The organism is Paenibacillus sp. XP01 (genome assembly GCF_057364885.1).
Genome location: NZ_CP139481.1, coordinates 3,517,365 through 3,541,994, shown reverse-complemented (window position 1 = coordinate 3,541,994; position 24,630 = coordinate 3,517,365). Strand labels below are relative to the sequence as shown.

Annotated in this window: 24 protein-coding genes; 7 read left to right on the top strand and 17 right to left on the bottom strand. The window is 52.5% G+C overall.

Annotated features, from left to right (window positions below):
• Positions 1-98 precede the first annotated feature (98 nt).
• The 7 genes from SNR34_RS16130 to SNR34_RS16100 form a co-directional block, all read right to left on the bottom strand.
• Entirely contained in the window at positions 99-860 is a 762-nt protein-coding gene (locus SNR34_RS16130) for an SDR family NAD(P)-dependent oxidoreductase (RefSeq protein ID WP_236414280.1), read from the bottom strand.
• Between the two features lie 120 nt (positions 861-980).
• Positions 981-1,280, bottom strand: coding sequence for a Dabb family protein (locus tag SNR34_RS16125; protein ID WP_236414279.1), 300 nt, complete (start codon positions 1,278-1,280; stop codon positions 981-983).
• Positions 1,281-1,447: 167 nt separating this feature from the next.
• Positions 1,448-1,699: a type B 50S ribosomal protein L31 gene (locus SNR34_RS16120; protein ID WP_236414278.1), complete on the bottom strand. Its 252-nt coding sequence runs from the start codon at positions 1,697-1,699 to the stop codon at positions 1,448-1,450.
• Positions 1,700-1,836: 137 nt separating this feature from the next.
• Entirely contained in the window at positions 1,837-2,103 is a 267-nt protein-coding gene (locus tag SNR34_RS16115; protein WP_236414277.1) for an HPr family phosphocarrier protein, read from the bottom strand.
• 224 nt (positions 2,104-2,327) lie between these two features.
• Positions 2,328-3,395, bottom strand: coding sequence for an NAD(P)-dependent alcohol dehydrogenase (locus tag SNR34_RS16110; protein WP_486179584.1), 1,068 nt, complete (start codon positions 3,393-3,395; stop codon positions 2,328-2,330).
• A gap of 27 nt (positions 3,396-3,422) precedes the next feature.
• Positions 3,423-5,540, bottom strand: a complete 2,118-nt coding sequence (locus SNR34_RS16105) for an alpha-glucuronidase family glycosyl hydrolase (protein ID WP_486179583.1) — start codon at positions 5,538-5,540, stop codon at positions 3,423-3,425.
• Positions 5,537-7,717, bottom strand: coding sequence for a glycoside hydrolase family 52 protein (locus SNR34_RS16100; protein WP_486179582.1), 2,181 nt, complete (start codon positions 7,715-7,717; stop codon positions 5,537-5,539). Before SNR34_RS16100 ends, SNR34_RS16105 begins: the two co-directional genes overlap by 4 nt.
• Before the next feature lie 240 nt (positions 7,718-7,957).
• Here SNR34_RS16100 and SNR34_RS16095 point away from each other — a divergent pair, with 240 nt between their 5' ends.
• The gene (locus SNR34_RS16095) at positions 7,958-8,869 is read left to right on the top strand and encodes a helix-turn-helix domain-containing protein (protein ID WP_486179581.1); all 912 of its coding nucleotides are present in this window, start codon (positions 7,958-7,960) and stop codon (positions 8,867-8,869) included.
• A gap of 114 nt (positions 8,870-8,983) precedes the next feature.
• Here the strand turns inward: SNR34_RS16095 and SNR34_RS16090 are convergent, their stop codons facing one another.
• Positions 8,984-10,384 carry an aldehyde dehydrogenase gene (locus tag SNR34_RS16090; protein ID WP_486179580.1) on the bottom strand — a complete coding sequence of 467 codons (1,401 nt, stop codon included), beginning with the start codon at positions 10,382-10,384 and terminating at the stop codon, positions 8,984-8,986.
• Between the two features lie 15 nt (positions 10,385-10,399).
• Positions 10,400-10,702, bottom strand: coding sequence for an ArsR/SmtB family transcription factor (locus tag SNR34_RS16085; protein ID WP_236414268.1), 303 nt, complete (start codon positions 10,700-10,702; stop codon positions 10,400-10,402).
• A 243-nt stretch (positions 10,703-10,945) separates the two neighbouring features.
• On the opposite strand from SNR34_RS16085, the gene uxuA reads away from it, so the two are divergent.
• The 4 genes from uxuA to SNR34_RS16065 all read left to right on the top strand — a co-directional run bounded on the left by uxuA (position 10,946) and on the right by SNR34_RS16065 (position 14,186).
• Positions 10,946-12,013, top strand: coding sequence for a mannonate dehydratase (gene uxuA, locus SNR34_RS16080; RefSeq protein ID WP_486179579.1), 1,068 nt, complete (start codon positions 10,946-10,948; stop codon positions 12,011-12,013).
• Positions 12,010-12,873 (top strand): SDR family oxidoreductase, encoded by an 864-nt coding sequence (locus SNR34_RS16075; protein ID WP_339272180.1) that lies wholly within the window; start codon positions 12,010-12,012, stop codon positions 12,871-12,873. Before uxuA ends, SNR34_RS16075 begins: the two co-directional genes overlap by 4 nt.
• Before the next feature lie 182 nt (positions 12,874-13,055).
• The gene (locus SNR34_RS16070; protein WP_236414265.1) at positions 13,056-13,784 is read left to right on the top strand and encodes a DUF421 domain-containing protein; all 729 of its coding nucleotides are present in this window, start codon (positions 13,056-13,058) and stop codon (positions 13,782-13,784) included.
• Positions 13,785-13,814: 30 nt separating this feature from the next.
• Positions 13,815-14,186: a DUF4363 family protein gene (locus SNR34_RS16065; RefSeq protein ID WP_236414264.1), complete on the top strand. Its 372-nt coding sequence runs from the start codon at positions 13,815-13,817 to the stop codon at positions 14,184-14,186.
• A gap of 99 nt (positions 14,187-14,285) precedes the next feature.
• Here the strand turns inward: SNR34_RS16065 and SNR34_RS16060 are convergent, their stop codons facing one another.
• From SNR34_RS16060 to SNR34_RS16045, 4 genes are all read right to left on the bottom strand, one after another.
• Positions 14,286-14,990, bottom strand: a complete 705-nt coding sequence (locus tag SNR34_RS16060; RefSeq protein WP_486179578.1) for a M50 family metallopeptidase — start codon at positions 14,988-14,990, stop codon at positions 14,286-14,288.
• 59 nt (positions 14,991-15,049) lie between these two features.
• The gene (locus SNR34_RS16055; protein WP_339272176.1) at positions 15,050-15,622 is read right to left on the bottom strand and encodes a hypothetical protein; all 573 of its coding nucleotides are present in this window, start codon (positions 15,620-15,622) and stop codon (positions 15,050-15,052) included.
• Positions 15,623-15,844: 222 nt separating this feature from the next.
• Positions 15,845-15,994, bottom strand: coding sequence for a 50S ribosomal protein L33 (rpmG, locus tag SNR34_RS16050; RefSeq protein WP_036613813.1), 150 nt, complete (start codon positions 15,992-15,994; stop codon positions 15,845-15,847).
• 74 nt (positions 15,995-16,068) lie between these two features.
• Positions 16,069-17,268, bottom strand: a complete 1,200-nt coding sequence (locus SNR34_RS16045) for a GTP-binding protein (RefSeq protein ID WP_486179577.1) — start codon at positions 17,266-17,268, stop codon at positions 16,069-16,071.
• A 267-nt stretch (positions 17,269-17,535) separates the two neighbouring features.
• Between SNR34_RS16045 and SNR34_RS16040 the strand changes: the two genes are divergently transcribed.
• Positions 17,536-18,591 carry a permease gene (locus SNR34_RS16040; RefSeq protein WP_236414260.1) on the top strand — a complete coding sequence of 352 codons (1,056 nt, stop codon included), beginning with the start codon at positions 17,536-17,538 and terminating at the stop codon, positions 18,589-18,591.
• 97 nt (positions 18,592-18,688) lie between these two features.
• A complete protein-coding gene (locus SNR34_RS16035) occupies positions 18,689-19,705 on the top strand; it encodes a TIGR03943 family putative permease subunit (RefSeq protein WP_486179576.1) in 1,017 nt (338 codons plus the stop codon).
• Between the two features lie 191 nt (positions 19,706-19,896).
• Here SNR34_RS16035 and SNR34_RS16030 read toward each other — a convergent pair whose 3' ends face one another.
• From SNR34_RS16030 to SNR34_RS16015, 4 genes are all read right to left on the bottom strand, one after another.
• Positions 19,897-21,198, bottom strand: coding sequence for a pyrimidine-nucleoside phosphorylase (locus SNR34_RS16030; protein WP_236414258.1), 1,302 nt, complete (start codon positions 21,196-21,198; stop codon positions 19,897-19,899).
• Positions 21,199-21,244: 46 nt separating this feature from the next.
• On the bottom strand, positions 21,245-21,952 hold the full coding sequence (gene deoD / locus SNR34_RS16025) for a purine-nucleoside phosphorylase (RefSeq protein ID WP_236414257.1): 708 nt from the start codon (positions 21,950-21,952) through the stop codon (positions 21,245-21,247).
• 121 nt (positions 21,953-22,073) lie between these two features.
• Positions 22,074-23,252: a phosphopentomutase gene (deoB, locus tag SNR34_RS16020; protein ID WP_486179575.1), complete on the bottom strand. Its 1,179-nt coding sequence runs from the start codon at positions 23,250-23,252 to the stop codon at positions 22,074-22,076.
• A gap of 30 nt (positions 23,253-23,282) precedes the next feature.
• Positions 23,283-24,473, bottom strand: coding sequence for a NupC/NupG family nucleoside CNT transporter (locus SNR34_RS16015; RefSeq protein WP_236414255.1), 1,191 nt, complete (start codon positions 24,471-24,473; stop codon positions 23,283-23,285).
• Positions 24,474-24,630 lie beyond the last annotated feature (157 nt).

Here is a 24,630-nt window from a genome sequence, read left to right as displayed (position 1 = left end):
GACAGGCGGATACATATGCGGATACATATATGGAACAGTTGCCCACACGGGCAGCGCACCATGATGAACATATTTCAAATCAAACACAAACTTCGCCATTAAATGGCTGGCATGACATTGCCGCCGCTCACCGGGATGTACGCCCCGGTAATGAACGAAGACAGATCGGAAGCCAAGAAAGCGACGGCATTGGCAATTTCCTGATCCTCACCTCTGCGTTTCAAGGGAACCTGATCGGCGTAAGCCTGATCGTAACCAGGTTCTGCGGCGCGGTCGCGATCGCTGATGGTCCATCCCGGAGCGACTTGATTGACCGTAATCTGATGCTCCCCCACTTCGCGCGCAAGCACGCGATACAGACCATCCATGCCGCGTTTGCCTGCAGTGTATGCGGACTGCGTGGCAAAATTTTGCATGGCGCATTCCGTGTTGATACCGATGAAACGTCCGCTCCCGGCTTCCTTCATGTGCGGAATGAACGCTTTGGCCAAGTACACGCTCTGCATTACGCAAGACTCGAACTGACTCATGTAATCCTGCGGAGATTGTTCAAGCACCGTCGTCCACGCATACTGAATCACCGCATTGGCAACGACGATATCGACCGGGCCCAAACCCGCCAGGATCTCATCGCGAATCCGAAGGGACGTTTCTTCTTTCGTGATATCCCCTTGCACGGTTAAGGCTTTGCGGCCGGCGGCCTCGATCTGCTGCCGCAGTTCTTCGGCCTGGGCCTGATTGTTTATGTAATGAAGCGCGATATCCGCGCCGCAATCAGCCAGTGTACGTGCAATAACACGTCCCAACTGACCGGTGGAGCCTGTGACAAGCGCGATTTTGCCCGTAAGATCCAAACGCATTGCAGCACCTCCTTTTTCACGTCATATTGTTTCTGGATCCGAGTTCAAAACACCCACAGTAAAGGGCACTATATAGAAAACGGTTTCGTTTTAGAAATAAATGATTGCTGCAAACCGCTATTATTGATGTTGAATCAGATCGATTTCCTGGAAACGACTGACTTCCTTCAGCCAACGCTCTTCCACATATTTGCGATGCGCTGGATGATCATTATAGCTGTCGTAAGCAGCCTGATCGGCGAATACCATGGAGAATCCGTAGTCGAATTCGTTTTTGGCGCTAATTTGCTTCAATACCTGAAATTGCTCCACACCCGGAATGACCTCGAGCACATTTTTGCTTTCCTGCAAGAAGGCTTCTGCCTCAGCCGTCCCCTTGCCTGCGTACAACGAAAACGTTACCATATGCGTGATGCTCATCTCTAAACTCCTCCTCCAATGTATATATAACGATCTACTTAATAGTACCTCCGAACAGTGTGTAAGCGCAATCTTTATATTTACATCTATTTTCCACTTATTCCCATTCAAGCAACAAAAAAGCCTGGGGCAGTGCCCAAGGCTTCCGTATGAACGTCCAACAACGTTTAGTTTTTGAGATTGTATTTACGGTTGAAGCGATCCACGCGACCGCCCACGTCAACCACTCTTTGTTTGCCTGTAAAGAACGGGTGTGATGCGGAACTGGTGTCCACGCGAATGACGGGATACGTGTTTCCGTCCTCCCATTCCATCGTTTCGTTCGAATGTTTGGTGGAAGAACTGAGGAACTTGTAATCGGCACTGGCGTCATAGAAAATAACGATCTGCGTTTTTGGATGGATATCTGCTTTTGGCATATCTATCTTCACTCCTTGTGATATGAGTAAGTGTTCCCTTGAATTGACCAAATTCGATTATACTCCATTTTGCATCAAAAATCAACAATATCTGGAATTTGATGCATGCTGGTTGCAAGCTCTGCAGTGAGTCCAGTCTATGAGTGGCCCTTCTCCAATACGTCCAGGATGTATTCCAGCGCCTCCAGCTCGTCTCGCCCTCTGGTCTGCAATCGGACCACGCTGCCGTGACGAATCGGAAGCATGGCCATGCCGAGCAAGCTTTTGACATCCACCCGATGCTCGTGATCAGTGGTTACGAATGACAAGGAGATGTCCGAGGCAAAACGCGATGCTTGAGATGAAACCGCGATCAGGTCATCCCGGTCAAAATCGGAGTGAATCGTAAATTCATGTGTTCTCACGACGCTCAGTTCCTTTCAGCAAAAGTTGCGATAATCCATTGTATGCCTATCGTTGCATATTGAATTCTTTCAGCATTATACCACGATATGACAGGTTGTCTAATCCTTGCCGGAAAAAAAGCCCGCAATGGCCATCGAAAAAACCATAACAACGGCCAGCTCCAACTGCTGATAGACTCATGAAATGCAAAAGAAGCCCCGGATACAGGGCTTCCTTCATCTCTTTATCGACCGTTTGGATATACCATGACTTTCAGGCTGCCGCTCTTGTTGTGCAGCGCCCGCTCCATCGCTTGCTGCGTCTCTTCAAGGTCGTACCTGTCCGTAATGAGCGACATCACGTCGTGCTGTCCCGAAGCAAGGAACTCGATTCCGGCCGGATACGTGTTGGCATAACGGAAAATGCCGTAGAGGTCCACCTCGTTATCCGCAATGAACGGCACGTTCAACGCGATCTCGTCCTGGGCGGGCAGCCCGACGATCGCAAGTTTGCCTCCGCGGCGAAGCGAGTACAAGGCGGTTTGCAGCGCTTTCGGGTTGCCTGCCGTCTCCCAAGCGGTATCCACGCCGATCCCGTTCGTCAATTCACGAATGGCTTGAACCGCATCCTCCTTACGAACATTGATGGCATGCGTCGCTCCGAGACGGAGGGCAGCCTCCAAACGCACCTCTTCCAGATCCGTCACGATAATGCGGTCCACGCCGAAGGATTTCGCTGCAGCCACGGCCATCAGGCCGACAGGGCCCATGCCCATGATGGCCAGCGTCGTTCCCGGAGCCAGCTTGCTGCGGCGGGCCGCATGAATGCCGACGGAAAACGGCTCGTTCATGGCGGCTTCCTCGAAGCTGAGGTGATCCGGGATCGGGAACACCATGTCCTCCCGAATCGTCATGTACTGCACGAATGCGCCATCCACCGGCGGCGTCGCCAGAAATTGCACATCCGGGCAGAGATTGTAGCGCCCCTCTTTGCACGCTGGACAACGTCCACATGTGACGCCCGGCTCGATGGCTACCCGATCTCCTTCTTTCAGTCGCGTAACGTCTGCGCCGACGGCGGCGATGATGCCCGCGCATTCATGTCCCAGAATGATCGGCTTTTCAACGACGAACCTGCCGATTCGCCCATGCTCGAAGTAATGCACGTCTGAACCGCACACGCCCACTGCCATTACTTTGACAAGCACTTCGTCGGGTGCCGGTTCAGGCACCGGCTGCTCCTCGATGCGGATCGAACCCGGCTCTGTCATGACCGCGGCTTTCATCGTTTCGGGAATCTCTTGATGTCGCATGGTACTCCTCCTTCTGCCTTTTCTTCATTAATATATAGTTCTTCCCCATCGATCCTCGATCCCGCTTTTGCGGTAGAAGTACGTATTGATCATGTCGCGCCATTCCTTTGCATGTTCGGCCTGGCCTTCCTGCAGCGCAGCCACTTTGTTGAATATGGTCGGATCGATCTTGCCCTCAAGCCGCTTCCAATCGTTCAACAATGCCGCTGCCTGATCGGCCCCGTCGAAATGGGTGTCGTAAATATGCTGTATAACCGTTTTGCCGGAGTGCAGCACATGCGTGTAAGGAACATGGTGGAAAAAGAGCAGCAGTTCGTCCGGGCAGGTTTCCAGCGATTCGTATCTGTCCGCATTCGCGGCATGGTACTGCGAAGCATAACCCGTACCGCTTTTCGCCGTCCGATCCACGCCGATGCCATGGCAATCCGCGAAATGATATGTGCCCCATTTGGAATACTCGTAACCGTCTACGTTCGGACCGTAATGGTGTTCCGGATTAACCATCCAGCCTACGCCAAGGGGTGCGGTGTAGCTTTCATAGATGTCCAGCGAACGGAGCAGCATGCCTGTAATGATAGTTACGATTTCGTCGTCGCTGCCGAACGTCAGCCTCACCCATTCGTCCGCAATCTGTTCGGCGGACAATTCCGGGTTCCATGCGAGACGTCCATACCCGTACAAATTGGCCTGGGCCAACGGATGTCCCGTCCAGCAAGCATCCGCGCCGATATTGGAAACCGCCGCAAAGCCGTTTAGGGACCTGCCATACAACGAACCGTCGGCGATGCGTTTCACTTGCGAACCCTCGCCTTTGGCATGTGTGTCAAAATCCAGAACTTCTTTCCATTGCGGGATCAAATAACAGAGGTGACGCTGCTGGCCCGTATATTCCTGCGTAATTTGGAATTCAAGCACCTGATTTGTATGCTCCATCGCCCCGAACAACGGCGATACCGGTTCGCGGACCTGAAAGTCCATCGGGCCGTTTTTGATCTGCAAAACGACGTTGTCGGCAAACCGTCCGTCGAGCGGTTTGAAATGATCGTATGCTGCACGCGCGCGGTCGGTCGAACGGTCTCTCCAGTCCTGTTTGCAGTTGTACACGAAGCAGCGCCAGATCACGATCCCCCCGAACGGCTGAAGCGCTTCGGCCAGCATGTTGGCCCCGTCGGCATGATCACGGTTATACGTGAAAGGTCCAGGACGGTTTTCGGAATCCGCCTTGATCAGGTATCCGCCGAAGTCCGGAATGGCCGCATAGACCTTGGCGGTCTGCGATTTCCACCACTCCCGCACTTCTTCATCGAGCGGATCTGCCGTATGCAGTCCGCCGATCTCGATGGGGCTTGCATAATTGGCGCTCAGGAACAGCTTGATTCCGTAATCCCTGAATTCCGCGGCTACCCGTGCCACGTCACCAAGGAATGGTTCCGTCAGGAACAGGCTTTCCCTTTGGTGCACGTTGACGTTATTGATCGCGATCGCGTTCAGCCCTGTCGATGCAAGAAGACGTGCATAATCGCGAATCCGAGCGGTGTCGGATACGATCTCCCCGTTTTCATAGAAGATAGACCTGCCTGCATACCCTCGCTCTATGCTTCCGTCCACGTTATCCCACTGGTTGAGCATGCGCAGCAGGTTGCGCGGCTGCTCGGCAATCTGGCCGAACGCCTCCGCGGAGGCCCCATCCGGACGCCCTATGCGAAGCACAAGCTCTCTTAATACATGGAATGAACCGTACAAAACGCCTTGGGGAGTTTCCGAACCGATGTAAAGATGTCCGCGGTCCGCATCTTCGCGAATGACGTAACCTTCGCCATGAACCGAAGCGCGCTCGGCATCGGTAAACGTATTCCGAAGGGTTGCGCTGCCCGCCCATGTACCGATCCATATCCCTGCCGCTGATGCGTGAACATCTCCGGCAGCCGTCGTTTCAGGTTTGCTGCCATACAGCTTTTCCAGTCCGATCGTCAGCTCTGCAGCAGCTGTTTTGACAACCGGATGAGCTTCTTCAGTAATCACCTGGCGAGCCCAGAGCGGTGCCTTGGCCGATCCAGCCCCGTTTTTTCCCGGGACTCCTGCGAGATATCCCAGCCAAGCGTCATATTGCGGTCCGGCCAGCCCGGATTGTACGATTGAACTCATTGTGCCGCCTCCTTGGTTGCATAGATCTGTGTCAGTCGGTTGCCCTTGCCTTCGAGCAGCCATAGTATCGATGTTACGCCGCGCGGGTAATATTTGCTGCCGACCGCTACGCCGGACAGAATCTGATCGCTCCAGCACCAATAGGATTCTGCCGGATGCAGCAGCCAATCGACATGTGCGGCATCCGCCGCTTTTCCTGTTTCGTCCCACTCCACGCCCAGCAGCTCTCTGGCGATGAACTGGGAAAGGTAGATTTTGCTCAGCCACGAATTGTTGCTCGTCGAGGACAGCTTCCAGCCGCCGTCCGCGAACAGGCAGGTGCCTGGAACGAGAACTGTCTTCAGGTGCGTACGCAGCGCCTGCAAATAAGCGCCGAAGCGGCCGTTTGCGTCCAATGCGCCCTCGCAGCCTGTGAAATACGGGAATACGAGCCCTTCGATCGCCGGAATGATGCGCGAATCGTTATTTTCCGCAATGACGGCCGGAATGTAGCCGCCATCCGTCAATTGCGCCGCGATGCTGGCCGCGCAGCGATCGGCTTGACGACCTGCTTGGTACGACAAGTCGTTCAGCTTTTCCGCAGCGAACAACTTCTCGAGCGCTACATATACCGCCCAGCATTTGCCCGCCAGATAGATGTTGTTTCGGGATTGTCCCAGCGACACGTCCAGGCTGTCGTAGGTCGTAATCTCTGCCCCGCCTTTGGTGCGGGTGCTGTCCAAGCCCATCAATCCGTTTCGTTGATTTTCCTCCGGATGATCGCGGTTGACCATGCTCTGGAAGCAGTCTTGGATGACAGGCAGCATGTTCTGCACAAAATCCCGATCCCGAGTCTGCTCGATGTACACCGTCGCACAGCAGAGCCAGTTGACCAACTCCTCATGGCTCATCTGCGAGAAGCAGTCATCGATGCCGACCAGTTCGTACGCCGAATGCCCGGGTCTCGAAAATACGTTGGCTACGCCGATGTCGTGCGTAAACGTGATTCCTCCCGGATGCGCCTTTTCCTCTCCCGGGAATCGGACCTCATCGGTATAGCTGTACCGCTTCACGAACCACTCCAGTTCATTGCGTACCGTCCACGGATTCATGGCCAACTCGAAATACAGCTGGTCCGCGGTCAAATCGAGCGTGTTCATCATGCGATATTCGCCTTCGTTGACGACCCAGAGCGGTTCTCCATCTGCATCGAGCAGCTGCGTGCTTGCATAATAACTGTGAACGGAATGCGCCAGCATGAACGACTGATCCTCGGACAATGCGGAAACGCCCAAGCGCCGATCCGCTTCCTCGCACGAAGCTGCCAGTTCATCGAAGCGATTCAGCGCGTATGTTCCCGCCTCCTGGATGTTTGCGAAATACCGGGTATACCAATAGGTCGTGTCCATGCCGGAAGTAGCAATGCCTCCGCGATAGAAGCTTACCGCAAAACGGTACGTGCGCTGTTCTCCTGCGGGAACTTCCATAAGCAAAGCGGCTGTGCCGCCAAGGCCGAAGGCCAGATTTTCCACGTGTTTTTCAAGCAAAATCTTCTCCAGCGTAAAACCGAGCGCGGGCCAAAGTCCGCTATCCTTCGAAAGGATCGCCGTATGGCGCCCTTGGCCAATGCCCGTCACGGAACCGCCTTCTGGCCCACCAATCATACGCATCGCGGAATATGGATCGCTGCCCTGGTAACCGAAGAACGCTCTGCGCGTTTGCTGTCCCTGGCGGTTGTCCAATACAAGCTCGACCAGCACGGCTGGCACCAAGGCATCTTTCAGCGCTTGTTCATCCCCTTCAACCGGGTGAGGCACCGGACGTACCGGCGAATAAATGCGGAAAGTCAGATCGCCTGCGGTCCATGTATCCGTGCCGATCGTCAGTTTACGGCTGATGTCCTCGTCGCGAAACGCGGAGACCAACGGTTTGGCCGCTTCGGCCGCCGACGCGTCAGTGTGATCCGGCTTTTCTACGTCATAACGGGCACTTTCGTCTTCGGTTGCTGCAAAAAAGGGCAAAGCCTCGTAATGTTCGCCGTCCCGTGCCTGAAGGCCGATGTAGATGTTTTCGTCGGCAGGCTTGCCCAATTCGAGTCCAAGACCGCCTTTGGCTCCTTTATATCCAAGCGTAAAGCTTGCAAAAGCGCCGATCGGCGCATGGTGGGCATTATAGAAAATCGATTTGGATGTGCTCATGGGATGCGACCCCTCTCAAATGATTTGCATGCGTTTTCATAGCCCCATCCTATCATGGCATTTCCGGCCAGACCATGGTCAAATCAAGCAGATATTTACCCAAATCGGGCTGATGGTTTATAATCGTACTAAAGCGGTTACATGCTTTGGCGCATGAAGAAATGTTTCAGTACACCGCGGGAAGGTTACGCCGAATCAAGCTTGCATCTTGGCTATGCGCCCGAAAAAAGGAGGTCCCACATGTCTTCCACCTATTTGCCTCCCCAGCTTGGGGAAAGCGTGCACGAAGTGTTCTATCCCGACGTGCAAACGACGGTAAACCTGTTTGCCATCCATCTTCGCAGCGTCGGTTCCGATTGGGACTATCCTGCCCATGAACACCCGCAATACGAGCTTAACTATGTGACCGAAGGCGAGCAGCACATGGTCATCGAAGGTCAATTGTACAGGCAAAAAGCCGGAGAACTGCTTCTGATCCCTCCGGGCAGCGTTCATTCCAGCCATAGCCCTGACGGAAAAGGCTTCACCTATTTTTGCATGCATTTCGATATCGACGATCAGCTGTTCCTCTCCCTGCTTGCCCGCATCAGACAAGTCCTGTTTGGCGCCGACAGCGTCGTTACCCAAAACATCGAACCCGTGCTGCGCAAACTGATGAACTCGGCCACTGCCCCGTCGGTCAGCACCATGGTGCAGCGCATGCAATTGCAATCGGCCGTGTTCGAGCTGTTCGGCCACCTCTGGGAAGCCGTTTCCCAGGAGGTTGCGCATACGTATGCCGACGGTTACGACCGGATCGAGCTTGCCCATCAGATCCGCAATCGTTTGCAGGGGCTGGTGAGCCAGCAGTTCAAACAGGGACATGAATCGGCCAGTCACTATGGCATCGACGACATTGCAGCAGAACTCGGGATCAGCACGTCCCATTGCAACCGCGTATTCAAGCAGGTATTCGGCCAATCCCCACGCGCCATGCTGTCCGAGATGGTTCTGCATGAAGCGAAAATTTTGCTCGGAAATCCGGCATTGTCCATTCAAAATATCGCCGTCATGCTGGGTTACAAAGACATCGCCCACTTCAGCCGTCAGTTCAAACGCTGGTCGGGAATATCCCCATCCCGGTACAGGCAGGATCTGCCTGGTTCGGAATAAGTCTTGGGGCGCAGCACTTCGTTTCCGTCGATTCTTGCCGCGCTATGGCAAAGTGGTCCCTGCCGGGTGAGAGCACTAAGAAACCGAGTTCGGTTGATCCGAAACCCGTATGGCTTATTTCAACAGCCGTTTGATCGTTTGTAACTTGCCGGCATAAGGCGGGTACAAGATCGGCAGATTCAGCCGCGTGCTTTTTCGGAGTATGCTTTTCATATGCGAAAAGGTTTCGAAGCTGTATCGCCCGTGGTATCCGCCGATTCCGGAATTCCCTACCCCGCCAAAAGGCAGCCGCGGGTTGGCCACATGGGTAATCGTATCGTTGATACATCCTCCGCCAAAGGACACTTCCTGCAGCACCTTCTCCTGAACCTGCTTATCGGAAGTGAACAGATACAAAGCCAATGGTTTGGGAAGTTTCAAAATGCCTGCGATGGCTTCGTCAATATCATGATAACTGATAATCGGGAGGATCGGGCCGAAAATTTCGTCTTCCATACTCGCTGCTTCCCAAGACTCCACGTCCAGCAGCGTAGGCGAGATGAAGCGATCTGCCTCGTCCGTTTGTCCTCCAAAAATCAGGTGTGCCTTATCCCGCTCGATCAGATGGCTCAACCGCTTGAAATGGGCTTCATTGACGATCCGGCCATAATCCCGATTATGCCGAACGTCCGAGCCGTAGAAGCTGTGCACGGCCGCTTTCATTTCCTCGATCAACGTTTGCTTCACCCGCTCATGGACGAGCAGATAATCCGGTGCGATGCACGTTTGACCTGTGTTGAGCAGCTTGCCCCACATAATGCGCTGCGCGGCGACTTTGAGGTCGGCATGTTCGTCCACGATGACCGGGCTTTTGCCGCCCAGCTCCAGCGTAACCGGAATGAGGTTTTTGGCAGCGGCCTCCATGACGATTTTGCCGACGGGCACACTCCCCGTAAAAAAAATATAATCAAATTTCGCGTGGATGAGAGCCGTCGTCGTATCTTTGGCTCCTTCAATGACCTGGACGTACCCGGGCTCGAATACCGATGTGATGATGTCCCGCACGACGGCCGAAACGGCCGGCGTATGTTCGGATGCCTTCAGCACGGCCGTATTGCCAGCCGCAACGGCACCCACGAGCGGCTCGATCAGCAACTGGAACGGATAGTTGAACGGCCCGATGATGAGAACCGATCCGTAAGGCTCGGGAATGATATAGCTTTTGGAACCGATGAGGGCCAGCTGCGTTTTGACCTTTTTCGGTTTGGCCCAGCGTTTCACGTTCCGAATCGTGTGCGAGATGCTGTCGAGCATAAAACCGATCTCGGTCGTGTATGATTCGAATTCGCTTTTGCCGAGATCCTGATACAGCGCTTCGGTCAACGGTTTCTCGTATTTTCGAATCGCATCCTTAAGCCAAATAAGACGTTCAATGCGAGCTTCCGGCGAACGGGTGGAGCCCGAGCGGTAAAATTGCTGCTGCAGCTCCAAAATTTCCTCTACTTCCGGGCTGGTTATTTCCCGTATTTTTGTCATATGATCTGCTCCTCCCTATAAACACTCTTCTTCCAATGCCGCCACCAATTCCTTCAGTAATTGAACCGATGCCTGCAATGAAGCGGAATAATAGCGTTGGGTTCCCTGCTGCTCCACCGAAATCAAGTCTTTGTCCAGCAGCAGCTTGAGGTGGTGGGATATAGCCGGGCGCGAGAGGCTGGATTGCTCCGTAATTTCATTGACGGTCATTCTCCCCTTCTCTGTCAGCAGCATCAGGATGGATTGGCGATGTGAGTCGCTGAGCACCTGAAACAAAGGCATGCAGGATTGAAAAATGGATAGCGCTTTTTGTCCCATCGGGTTTCCTTCCTTCTTTCTCTATAAAGTTGATATGTTTAAACATTTAAACCATTGTAGTTATTTTACTTCTTTCCTTCATGATCCACAAGAGTTAAGACCACTTATGAGAGAGAGCTCACATTTTTTTGGGGAAATGTCATCAAATTTTTCCTTAAAAGCGCTTCCATCATTCAAACTTGTATGGTAGTATGGTAATTGAGCGTTGTATTCTTTCCTATATAAAATGATGAGGTGAACGTCATGAGAATGGTTTTTCGCTGGTTTGGCGAAGGCAACGATACGGTATCGCTGGATGACATCCGTCAGATCCCGGGCGTTGAAGGCATTGTATGGGCACTGCACGATATGCCTGCAGGCGAAGAATGGCCCATGGAGAGCATTTTGGCAATCAAGAAGGCGGCGGATCGGGCCGGACTACATATGGATGTCGTTGAAAGCGTTAACGTCCATGAAGATATCAAACTCGGTCTCCCCACCCGGGACAAATATATCGAAAACTACAAAAAAACGATGGAAAAGCTTGCGCAGGTTGGCGTCAAAGTCATCTGTTATAATTTCATGCCGATCTTCGACTGGCTGCGTACCGACATGTATAAGGAGATGGAGGACGGCTCCACCGCCCTTTTCTACGAAAAAAACAAACTCGAAGACATGGACCCGTTCGAACTGGTCCGCCGCATTACGGAAAACTCCGAATTGACGATGCCGGGCTGGGAGCCTGAGCGTCTCCAGTACTTGACAAGCGCGTTCGAAGCGTATAAAAACGTCTCGGAAGATGATATGTGGCAGAACGCAAAGTACTTTTTGGACGAGATCATCCCTGTCGCGGAGCAGCTAGGCATCAAGATGGCCATCCACCCGGACGATCCGCCATGGTCGATCTTCGGCCTGCCGAAAATCATTACGACCCAGGACAACATTCGCAAATATTTGAATTTGCATGATAGTCCATCCAACTGCGTTACATTGTGCAGCGGCTCGCTCGGAGCGAATCCGGCCAACGATATCATCGGCATGATCCATGAGTTCAAGGATCGGATTCCTTTTGCCCACATCCGCAATGTAAAAGTGTACGAGAATGGCGATTTCATCGAAACGTCGCATCGGACCCAGGACGGAAGCGTGGACATCGTGGGCATCGTGGAAGCCTACCATGACACCGGATTTACGGGGTACGCCCGTCCGGACCATGGACGCCATTTATGGGGAGAGAAATGCAGACCAGGGTATGGCCTTTATGATCGCGCGCTGGGCATTATGTATCTGTGGGGCGCCTGGGATTCCCTGCAAAGGAGGGCAAAAGCATGAACGAACTCATTCGCGAGACCTCGTCGAGACTGCAAGGAAAAACGGCGGTCATTACGGGCGGTGCCGGCGTACTGTGCCGCGCGATGGCCGAGGAACTGGCCAGACATGGTGCTCAAGTCGCGATACTTAACCGCACGGTATCCAAAGGTGAAGAAGTGGCTGCTGCCATTACGGCCACAGGCGGCAAAGCCATTGCCGTTGCTTGCGACGTCACGCAGCCGGATAGCGTCCAGGCCGCCGCGGATGCGGTGCTTGAACGGCTTGGGCCATGCGACATTCTCATTAACGGTGCCGGCGGCAATCATGCCAGCGCCAATACAACGAATGAAATTTTTCGGCTCGAAGACCTGCACCAGGAAAACATCACAACTTTTTTTGACGTAAGCGTAAGCGGATTTCGACAAGTGATGGACTTGAATTTTGTCGGCTCGCTGATTCCTACGCAAATCTTTGCCAGACAAATGATCGAACGCAGCGTACCGGCAACGGTTATCAACATTTCATCGATGAGCGCCCCTTCCCCGATGACCAAGGTGCCTGCCTACAGCGCGGCCAAAGCGGCGATCAACAATTTCACGCAATGGCTGGCCGTTCATCTGGCCGAATCCGGCATTCGGGTAAATGCGATCGCTCCCGGCTTTTTCCTGACGGAGCAAAATCGCAATCTGCTGTTGAATCCGGATGGTTCGCCGACCGAACGCTCCAGCAAAATCATTTCCCATACGCCGATGCGTCGTTTCGGCAAACCGGAAGATCTGCTCGGCACGCTGATGTGGCTTGCCGACGAACGCCAATCCGGATTTGTAACAGGGACCGTCATTCCCGTTGACGGCGGCTTCATGGCCTACTCCGGCGTATAGACCTAAGATCTTGCGGCCGTCGGAGCACCTTTTTGCCAAATCCATGCACGATGAACGGAATCATTCGTTATGCTCTCACGTTTCAGTCGAAGTCCGGAATTTACATTCCGGGCTTCTTTTTTTTGTGGAATAAGATGTTAAGAGACGGGAAAAGCTGGTATACAAAGGACGGTGATTTCTCGATGATGGAAGAAACATGGGTGGTCGCAGTACGCTCGGTTATCGCTTTTCTGACCCTCATGATTTACACGCGGGTGCTGGGCAAACAGCAAATGGGCAACCTGACGTACTTTGATTACATAAACGGCATTACGATCGGTTCGATTGCGGGAACGTTCGCCACGGACCTTTCCTCCAAAGCATGGATTCATTTCGTCGCGTTGACCATATTTACGTTGGTTACGATTATTTTTCAATATGTGACCTTGAAAAATCGTACCGTGTCCAAATGGTTTGACTCCGATCCTACGCTGGTGATCCAGAGCGGCAAAATTTTGGAACAAAACATGCATAAAATGCGCGTGAAATTCGATGAACTGACGATGATGCTGCGGCAAAAAGACGTGTTCGACATTACGACGGTCGACTATGGCATTCTTGAACCGGACGGCAGTCTCTCCGTTGTCCTGAAGCCGGAGAACCAACCGGTGACGGCCAAGGATATGCACATGAAGACAAGCCCGAACAAGCTCATGACCGAGCTGATCATTGACGGCGTACTGATCAAACAAAATCTCGAAGAACGAAACAAGGACATTCATTGGCTCACCGAGCAGCTTAAAAAGAAAAAAATAACGATCCAAGACATCGCCTTTGCCGCGATTTTGCCCAATGACAAACTGTACATCGACCTTTTCGAAGACAAAATCACGGAGAAAACGGACATGGGCGACTACGAAGGGCCGTTCTAACGGAAAAATTACACTGCAGGAGGGGATACGATGAAAGCACGATTGTGGCTGCTCTATGTGGTTCCCATCGTTCTGATTCTCATCTTTTGCGCCGTCATGGCTACGGGAACGATTCTCAAAAAACCGTGGGGCGAGAATGATCGCTTGGTTGAATCGGTGCAATCGCTGGAGAAACAAGTTGAAGCCAAACAGTGGACCCAGGCAAAGTCAGAAATCGAATATGCCCTGAAGGCGTGGGACCGAATCGTGGATCGCATCCAGTTCAGCGTTGAGCGTGAAACGATTTATGACATTCTGGGCACGCTTGCCCGCATGAAGGGTGGCGTAGCCGCAAAAGACGATAAGGCGATCATGGAAGAAATCTATTATTTTTATGTCCTGTGGGAAAATTTGGGCGATTAATGTACACGAGAAAAGCGCTCCCTTTCAAGGGGGCGCTTTTTGGACTGCGGCGGAAGATTGCTACTCCCTGCCCGCAGGATTTGCTCTTGTCCCATTCAACTATGCACTGCGTTGTCGTACTCTGCGAGAGCGGGCCCCGGATGCGGCGTTTTTGCCAAAAAAGGAAGTCAACGCTCCTTTGGCACACCATAGCGCAAACAAGGCAAAAAATGTGCCCCAAAACAATGCAGGCATAAAGGTCTGGCCGGCCAGATTGGTTGCGTCTCCCGCAGCGGAAGGATGCGTCCAGGACATCCAACCCACGTACATGGCGCTAACCACGGATTCTTCCAACGTAAGAAACGCCAGCAAAAGATAATAGAACTTGGCGAATTTGGCGCCAAAAATCATGATAACCGCATTCAGCGCGATAAAACCCGTTAGCCATAACATGCCGAATTCTCCCCGGACATACAGCAGAAGCGAGACGGCAGCGACCGCGGTCATGATCCCGAGTCCCCACATGTGCCGTCCTTTTCGATAAAGAACAAACAACAGCCAGGCAAACAGCGACGCGCACATATAACCGGCCAGAGAAACCAGGATCGACCTGCCGGGCGTAAGCATCGAGGAATACGTAACGCCGCTATGGTCGGCATACAACTCAATGCGCAGCACTTTGCCGGATAATAGCAGCGTAACAAGCGCGTGGCCGAACTCGTGGATCATCGTATCCAAATTGCGGAACAACGATGAAAACGGAATAAAACGTGTAAGAAACGCCGAGCCCAGCAAAAACAATATCGTCTTGAGCCATTTGTTCAAATGTGGTGCCACCCCTGCTTTCCATTCAATCATATTCGCGAAAATACGGACGAAGCCGACTATTCGTTTCGGATTTCGAACCGCGCAGCGCAATGCTGCATCCACCAGCAGAAACTGCGGTTATGGCCGATAAAGAAGGATGACAGGTCATAACGGCCGGTGAGCTGATCCAGTGTGACAAGCAGCCTATTTCGCATACGGTTCATCGCAAACTCTACGAATTGGTCAGCCGCCCCATTCTGTACCAGTGTAACATATGCATACAAGGAATGGTCCACAGGTTCATCGAGGGGGCTTACTCCTGCACAAGAATATTCGGTCAGCATTCCCTTTTGAGACATCAGATCCAAGGCAGAAACCAACTCGAAATCCACTTCGATCCCATTCCATAACGTCGTTCGTTTGGGAGAAACGGTTGTTTTATCGCGTTCCGTCCACTGGAGAAGCTCTTGCCTGCGCCTTTTCCAGAGGTGAGCGGGTTGGTTGCTGAACAGCACTTCCTGTTCCGCCGAGGGCGGAAGGATCGTTGCTGCTTCCACCGCACGGGAACGGTTATGTAATGTTGAAGCTGAATCGCTGTCATCCTGAGAATCGGCATTCGAACGGGTCGTTAAACGGGCATCTTCATCCATATCCAAACCTCCTATTACTAAAACGCCCATTGGGCTGTATGCAAAAACAAGAACATGCTTGTGCGCCTCAAGATCGTTTCTTCTGGAACTACACGGTATAGCCAATCCAAAAATAACGAAAGAGCACATTGCTGTGCTCTCAAAAGTTCTGGGAGGGTGCTACCCCCCTGTTACTTGGCTACATATATTGTACACTTGTTATGTACAAGCTAGCAAACCGGTTTATCTCGTTTCGCGGTGAATCGTCATTTTTTTCAGGCGGGGGGAATACTTTTTCATTTCCAGCCGCTCCGGGTGATTGCGTTTGTTCTTGGTGGTGGTATAGTTGCGGTCCCCGCACTCGGTGCAGGCTAAGGTTACGATGACTCTCATGGGTGATGCCTCCTTCGTCTTCTTAAATCGTAATAATTACTATTTAATCATAGTAGCTGAATTGTTTTCTGTTGTCAATGCCACGTCGGAAACGGATCCTTCAAATCCCTCCAATTCCGCTGCATCTCTTCATCCGTCAGCAGCGTTTCGTCCAGTGTCCGTTCAATCTCCGAACGGTCCATGTCAATGCCGATGAACACAAGCTTGGTTACCCGGTCCCCCCACGTCTCATCCCAATCCGGAATGTTCGGCAGCGTATCGCCAAAATGCAAATGACGTTCCTCCTCACTCATCGCGCCGACCCACAATCCTGCCGGAGCCAGCTGCTTCGATGTACCGGCATGGCTAAAGGAAACGGCCATATGGTTGCGCGTCGCAAGCCACATCAGCCCTTTCGAACGAACGATGCTGTCCGGCCACTTGGCAATCCATCGAAGCAGGCGTTCGGGATGGAAAGGACGTTTGCGATGATATACGAACGAGTGAATGCCATACTCCTCCGTCTCGGGCGTATGCTCTTCCTTCATCAATTCCCGGATCCAGCCCGCAGACTGACTTGCCTTTTCGAAGTCGAAACGCCCCGTGTTCAAAATTTCATGCGGATCAATTCGCCCATGCGTCGTTCGGATCAGTTTGGCTGTCGGCTGCATCGCGCGGAGCGCCTTCTCCAGCTTGAGCAATTCCTCTTCCGTCACCAAATCACATTTGTTCAAGACCAATACATCGCAAAACTCGACCTGATCGGTCAACAGGTGCACGATCCCCCGCGTATCTCCTTCACCGGCTTCCTGGCCGCGATCCATCAGCGTCTCCCTTGAATAGAAATCCCGCCAAAATTGGGCTGCATCCACCACAGTTACCATCGTATCGAGGCGTGTAAATTTCGTCAGATCAATCCCGAGTTCTTCGTCGATGTATGTAAACGTCTGAGCAACAGGCACAGGCTCGCCAATCCCTGTCGATTCGATCAAAATATAATCAAAGGAGCCTTCCAAAGCGAGTCGCTCCACCTCTTTCAGCAAATCCTCGCGCAAGGTGCAGCAGATGCACCCATTGGACATTTCCACCAGTTTCTCATCGATACGAGACAAACCTCCGCCATCCCGGATCAACCCAGCGTCGATATTCACCTCGCTCAAATCATTGACGATCACAGCCACTCTCATGCCTTGGCGATTATGGAGCACATGATTCAGTAAAGTTGTTTTGCCCGCTCCCAAATATCCGCTCAATACGGTGACGGGAATGGGGCTGCGTGCTTGTCGTTGTTCCATGTATCGTTCCTCCGCTTCTCCAGATTCTTTCTGCCCTCTCCGTTATCGTGTAAATGTTAGTTCAACCTGTATAATAAACAGAACGCTCTTGTTAATCGTAATAATTACGATTAGAAAATAATATACCTTATAGCAAATGCAATGTCAACGGCGCTATGTCTTTACATGCTAATAAATCGTAATTTTTATGATTAGATGCCTGCCAACAGTTATGTTGTCCAAGGTACAAGCATATATCTTAAACAAAACGATTGTGGAGGTCTGTCGATGAAGCTGGCGGCCAATCTGAAGCTCCTTACCTTCCTTATTCCCTGCGCATTTCTCATCCCCGTACTTGTTCTCATGGCGCCGGACCTGCAGCAAGCCTGGAACAGCGGGAGTATGCAAAGCATAAAAACGATATTGGTCAGCATCCTGCTCGAAGCCATGCCGTTCCTCCTCATTGGCGTACTGCTCTCTTCCCTGATGCAATGGTTTGTGTCCGAAGACATGGTGCGCAGGCTGACGCCAAAAAACCCCGTGCTGGGGATTATCGCCGCAGGCCTGCTCGGCATCGCGTTTCCGATTTGCGAGTGCGGCATGATTCCGGTCGTGCGCAGGTTAATGCGCAAAGGCATGCCTGCCTACATCGCCACGACGTTTATTCTCAGTGGACCTGTAGTAAATCCGGTTGTGTTCACGGCCACCTTGCTTGCCTTTCCGTCCCATCCCGAAATCGTGATCGCCCGCATGGGACTGGCTTTCGCCGTTGCGGCCATCGTCGGGGGACTCGTCTATCTGTTCGCAAAACACAATCCGCTCCGCAAAACAAATGTACCGGACGAACTGTCCGTACAAACGACGGTGAGAACGCATCCCGGCTTCAAGATGGCACATCCGCACGTCCATAACGGACATGATCATTCGGATCATGAACATCCCAAAAACTGGCGCAGCTTTTTCATTCATGCGGGAGACGAGCTGTTCGACATGGGCAAATATTTGGTTCTTGGCGCCGTGATCACTGCCTGCATTCAAACCTTTGTCAGCCGGGCCGACTTGATTTCCCTCGGAAACGGGCCGATCTCGTCCTATGTATTCATGATGGCGTTCGCCTACGTGCTGTCCCTGTGTTCTACTTCCGATGCCTTCGTTGCTTCAGCTTTCTCACATACGTTTGCCCTTGGGCCGCTGTTGTCTTTTCTCGTGCTCGGACCAATGCTCGATTTCAAAAGCACCTTGATGCTGCTGTCCACGTTCCGCACCCGCTTTGTCATTGGCCTTGCGATCGCCATCATCGTTCTGGTGTTTGCGGGATCGTGGTTAATCAATGCATTTGCATGAGGTAGCTTAGCTTTAAGGCTGCGGAAGATTCTGAGCATCTTGCCTGCTCGCAGCTGAAGATACATGAACCGCAGAAGAAAAGAAAGGAGTCGATGCCATGGCTGCCGTGTTACGATCATCCCCAAAAATGCGTACTAGCTTTTCCCGTTCAGTTCGCGTGCAATGGCACAGCCTGTTTCGTTCCGTTTGGCTCGGTGCGCTGGCCATATACATTATTCGGCTCAACGAAACCGATTCGCTGCACTATTATTTGGCTCCCTCGCTGCACCCGCTGCTCCTGTGCTGTCCGGTGCCGCTCTTGTTCATCTCGGCAATCATGGGTTGGCAAGGCGTTTTCGGTCATAAGCATGTGCATTGCGATTGCGAGCATCCACCGCCTTCGGGATGGATTCGTACCTCCCTTACCTACGGGTTGGTTTGTTTTCCTTTACTGCTCGGCTTTTTGTTGCCTGATCTTGCATTGGGCAGCGCGATGGCTAGTCAGAAAGGCATGGCGCTTTCTTACGCACCTCCCGAAATCCGACGCAAAGAGCCTTTGCCGGAAGCAAACGCCATGAAGGTGCAGGATATTAACGGGCTCCCATCCAGAATGGATGCGTCCAAAGCTTCCAATGCAGCTGCCGCGGGGCAAGTGCAATTCATACCGCCTGACGAATACAGCCAGGAGTTCGCCGATCTCGCCCAAAAGCTGTACCGCGAACAGGTCATTCAGGTCCATCCGGCGATTTTCTCGGAAACGCTTGGTGCCATCGACATGTTTCAACGCCAATTTGCAGGCAAATCCATCTCGTTAACGGGCTTCGTATACCGGGATGAAGACATGAATCAGGATTCCCACTTTGCCCTTGGTCGTTTCCTGGTCATGTGCTGCCCGGCGGACGCCGCTCCCTTCGGCATTATGATCCATGTGCCCGACGCTGCGGCCTTCCCCACCGACAGCTGGGTTCAAATCGACGGCAGCATCGGTTCCGTGCAGGTGGACGGCAAAGATCGGCTGGAAATTCGTGCTGACAAAGTCATTCCTGTGGCTGAACCGTCGACGCCTTACATCTACACCAACGCAGATTCGGTGGAAACCTATGACCAACTTCAGAATAGCGATACGGGGCAATAAAAAGCATCATAAAGAAAGGCTATGTATAATCCTTGTGGTGATATTTGATATCCACGAACATTTGTTCTGTAACCAGAGCAAGTGGGCGGTTTTTACCAAAAATCAACATCAAAGAAAACAGAGCCTAAAGAAAAAACCGCAAGCATGGGTTTCCACCATGCCTGCGGTTTTTCGTAATGTATTTCGTCCTTTTATTCGGTTACTATACCATGTACCAATACCGGAGCTTCCGCATGATCGGCAATCGTAATGTTTTCCTTGATTTTCTCGATCACGCTTGCGACATCCTCGCGATTGGCATGGATCGTAACAAGGGATTCGCCCGCTTTGACGGCATCCCCCACTTTTTTGTTCAACATCAGGCCAACGGCCAGATCAATCTCGGATTCTTTCGTTGCGCGTCCGGCACCAAGCAGCATGGCCGCCGTACCAATCTCGTCAGCGATAATTTCCGCTACGTATCCATCTTTATCCGCAGGCACTTCAATGAGATATTGAGCCTGAGGCAGACGTTCCGGATGATCCACGACCGAAGCGTCGCCGCCCTGATTGGCGAGGAACTGCTTGAACTTCTCCAACGCTTTGCCGTTGCGGATGACTTCTTTCAGTTTTTCCTCGGCATCTTCCAGCGAATCCGCTTTGCCTGCGAGGAACACCATTTGCCGCCCGAGTGCCAGGCACAACTCTTCCAAATCTTTCGGCCCTTTGCCTTGCAGCGTCAGAATGGCTTCTTTCACTTCAAGCGCATTCCCGATCGCGAATCCAAGCGGTTGGGACATGTCGGAGATGACCGCCATCGTTTTGCGGCCGACATTGTTGCCGATGCTGACCATCGCGTGCGCAAGCTCTTTGGCGTCCTCTGCGGTTTTCATGAACGCGCCCGCGCCCGTCTTGACGTCCAGCACGATCGCGTCAGCGCCGGCGGCGATTTTTTTGCTCATGATCGAGCTGGCGATCAATGGAATGGAGTTGACCGTTGCCGTCACGTCGCGCAATGCGTACAGCTTTTTGTCCGCAGGCGTAAGGTTGCCGCTTTGTCCGATGACCGCAACTTTGTTTTCGTTCACGAGCCGGATGAACTCTTCTTTTTCCAGCTCGACGTGGAAACCGGCAACGGATTCCAGCTTGTCCGTAGTACCGCCGGTGTGGCCCAGGCCGCGTCCGGACATTTTGGCTACAGGCACGTCCAATGCCGCTACAAGCGGTGCCAGCACCAATGTCGTTGTATCGCCTACGCCGCCGGTGGAGTGCTTGTCTACCTTGATGCCTTCAATGGCGGAAAGGTCGATCGTTTCGCCGGAATTCACCATGGACATGGTAAGGTCAGCACGCTCTTTGTCCGTCATGTCATTGAAATACACGGCCATCGCCCATGCACTGACTTGATAATCCGGAATTTCGCCTTGGGTATATCCTTGAACGACAAAATCGATCTCGGCCGTCGTCAGCTCTTTCCCATCGCGTTTCTTGGCTATAATGTCTACCATTCTCATGGCCTAATCTCTCCTTTGAAGTTTATATTGTGAATTGGTGTCATACTTACAGCGTAATGGCTGTATCCAGGGCGACAACCATCATGTCGTTGAACGTTTTTTGGCGTTCTTCGGCCGACGTTTCTTCGCCTGTCAACAAGTGGTCGCTTACGGTAAGGATCGTCAGCGCGTTTACACCGAACTTCGCTGCAATCGTATACAGTGCTGTCGTTTCCATTTCCACGCCCAATACGCCGTGCTGCATCAGCTTTTCTGTCACGGAACGGTCGTCGCGATAGAAGGAATCGGAGCTGAACACGTTGCCGACATGAATGTTCATGCCTTTTTCGGTAGCGCGGTCATATGCGGCCTTAAGCAGAGAGAACGTCGCGATTGGAGAAAAGTCGTATCCGCCGAACACCAGCTTGTTCATGCTGGAATCCGTACAAGCCGCTTGGGCCAAAATGACATCGCGAACGCGAACGTGCTCCTGCATGCCTCCGCAAGTGCCCACGCGAATCAGGTTTTTAACGCCATAATCGCGGATCAACTCGTTCGCATAGATCGCGAAGGAAGGAATGCCCATGCCCGAACCTTGCACCGAAATCCGTTTTCCTTGATATGTACCCGTGAAACCAAGCATGCCGCGCACCTCGTTATAACACACCACGTCTTCAAGGTACGTATCCGCAATGTATTTTGCCCGCAAAGGATCTCCCGGCAACAGAATCGTTTCCGCAATATCTCCCGGTTTTGCTCCAATATGTGTACTCATCGTATGTTCTCCTCCATTAACCAATGAATTGTGTTCGTTTATCAGGTGTGTCGACTTTCATCGACCATGGGCGAAGCTAAGCCGAAGCAGCAGGACTGCCCCGGCTCATTGCTCCTCCCGATTATTGAAGTTCGCTCAGGAAACTTGTGCCATGTTCCGGCAGTTTTACGCCGAAATTGTCGGCCACGGTTGCTCCTACGTCGGCAAACGTACGTCGCTGCTCCAGCCGTTTGCCTCCTGCAAAGCGAGGGGAGTATACCAGCAGCGGCACATACTCGCGCGTGTGATCCGTTCCGCGATAGGTTGGATCGTTACCGTGGTCTGCTGTGATGATCAGCAAATCGTCTTCCGTCATTTTACCCATAATTTCCGGCAGGCGTGCATCGTAGTCTTCCAGCGCTTGCGCATAGCCTTGCGGATCGCGGCGATGGCCATATAACGCGTCGAAATCCACCAGGTTCACGAAGCTAAGGCCAGTGAACGCTTCGTCCATCGTTTCGGAAAGCTTGTCCATGCCGTCCATGTTGGAAACGGTACGAATCGCCTTGGTCACCCCTTCGCCGTCATAGATATCGGAAATTTTGCCAAGCGCAATGACATCGAAACCGCCGTCCTTCAGCTCGTTCATCACGGTGCGGCCGAACGGTTTCAACGCGTAGTCATGGCGGTTCGCCGTACGTTTGAAGCTGCCTGGTTCACCCACGAACGGACGTGCGATGATGCGGCCGAGCATGTACGGGTCATCCAGCGTGATTTCGCGGCAGAACTCGCAAATTTCGTACAATTCCTTCAGCGGAACGACGTCTTCATGCGCAGCGATCTGCAGCACCGAATCTGCGGAGGTATAAATGATCAACGCACCGGTCTTTACATGCTCTTCGCCCAGCTCGTCAATGATTTCCGTACCGCTCGCCGGCTTGTTGCCGATGACTTTGCGGCCCGTTTTTTCTTCGATGCGCCGGATCAGCTCATCCGGGAAGCCCTCGGGGAATACGCGGAAAGGCGTATCGATGTACAGTCCCATCAGCTCCCAGTGACCCGTCATCGTATCTTTTCCTTTGGACGCTTCCTGCATTTTGGTGTAAAACGCCTTCGGCGCATCCGCTACCGCCACGCCTTCGATTTCCTTGATGTTGGACAACCCCAGGCTGGCCATATGAGGCATGTTCAGCCCGCCGCGCTCACGCGCGATGTGGCCGAACGTATCGACGTCATAATCGTCGAAATCCGCTGCGTCCGGCGCCTCGCCGATTCCGACGGAATCCATGACGATCAGGTGTATTCTTTTGAATGTTGACATAGTTGAAGCACTCCTTCCAAATGATCCGGCTTACAAAAACAGTCCGGCGATGACCGCGGACAGCACGCTGACCAGCGATGCACCGTAAAGCAGCTTCAGACCGAAGCGGGCCACCACGTTGCTCTGTTTTTCATGAAGGCCCTTCACCGCACCGGCGATAATGCCGATGGAGGAGAAATTGGCGAACGACACCAGAAAGACGGATACGATGCCTGTCGTTCTGGCAGACAGCGCCGTTTGCTGGGTCAGACTCAGCATGGCCACAAATTCGTTCGACACCAGCTTTGTCGCCATGATGCTTCCTGCCTGCACCGCTTCTCCCCAGGGAATACCCATCACAAACGCAAGCGGGGCAAACACATAACCGAGCAGTTGCTGGAATGAAATGCCGAGCACGGCGCTGAAAATGCCATTCACAAGGGCGATCAGGGCCACGAAGCCAATAAGCATCGCCGCTACCGTGATGGCGACCTTGAAACCATCCATGATGTATTCGCCCAGCATTTCAAAGAACGATTGTTTCCCCTCTTCCTGCACTTCCAATATATCTTCTTCCTCGGTAACCCGGTAAGGGTTGACGATGGACGCGATGATAAAACCGCCAAACAGGTTCAGCACCAGTGCCGTAACCACATATTTCGGGTCAATCATGGACATATAGGCCCCGACGATCGACATGGATACCGTTGACATGGCCGAGGCGCACAGGGTATACAGTCGATGCTTTGGCAGCAGGCCGATTTGCTTTTTGACCGAAATGAACACTTCCGATTGCCCCAGTATGGCTGAAGCAACCGCGTTATACGATTCCAGTTTGCCCATTCCGTTGATTTTGCTTAATACCAGACCAATATATTTTATAACAAAAGGCAAGATTCGGATATACTGCAATATGCCGATCAGCGCCGAGATAAAAACGATCGGCATTAGCACGCTCAAGAAGAACGGAACGCCTCCACTCTCCGCGCCGACGGTCGTCAATCCGCCGAACACAAACGAGATCCCTTCGTTCGCGTAATCGAGCAAGTTTTTAAAAACAGACGCAAAACCGCCGATCAAAAATGTGCCGATCTCAGTATTGAGCAGCAAATAAGCAAGTATTAGCTGCAGAACGATCATGACGGCAAGGGGACGGTAACGGATGTTCTTTCGGCCGTTGCTGGCGAGATAAGCCAGTCCAAACACCACCAGCAAACCGACAATCGCGATCAGAAATTTCATGTCTTCACTCCTTTGAAGTTGGTTGGGCCTGATGCAAGTCTTCGGATCAAAGGTTGCTTTGCCATGAATTAACCTTTCAGAAACAAGGTGAAGCGCTTACAATAGAGCCGGAATCCAAATAGCCAGCGTTGAGTTGTTCCCTTATGGAAAAGAGCGG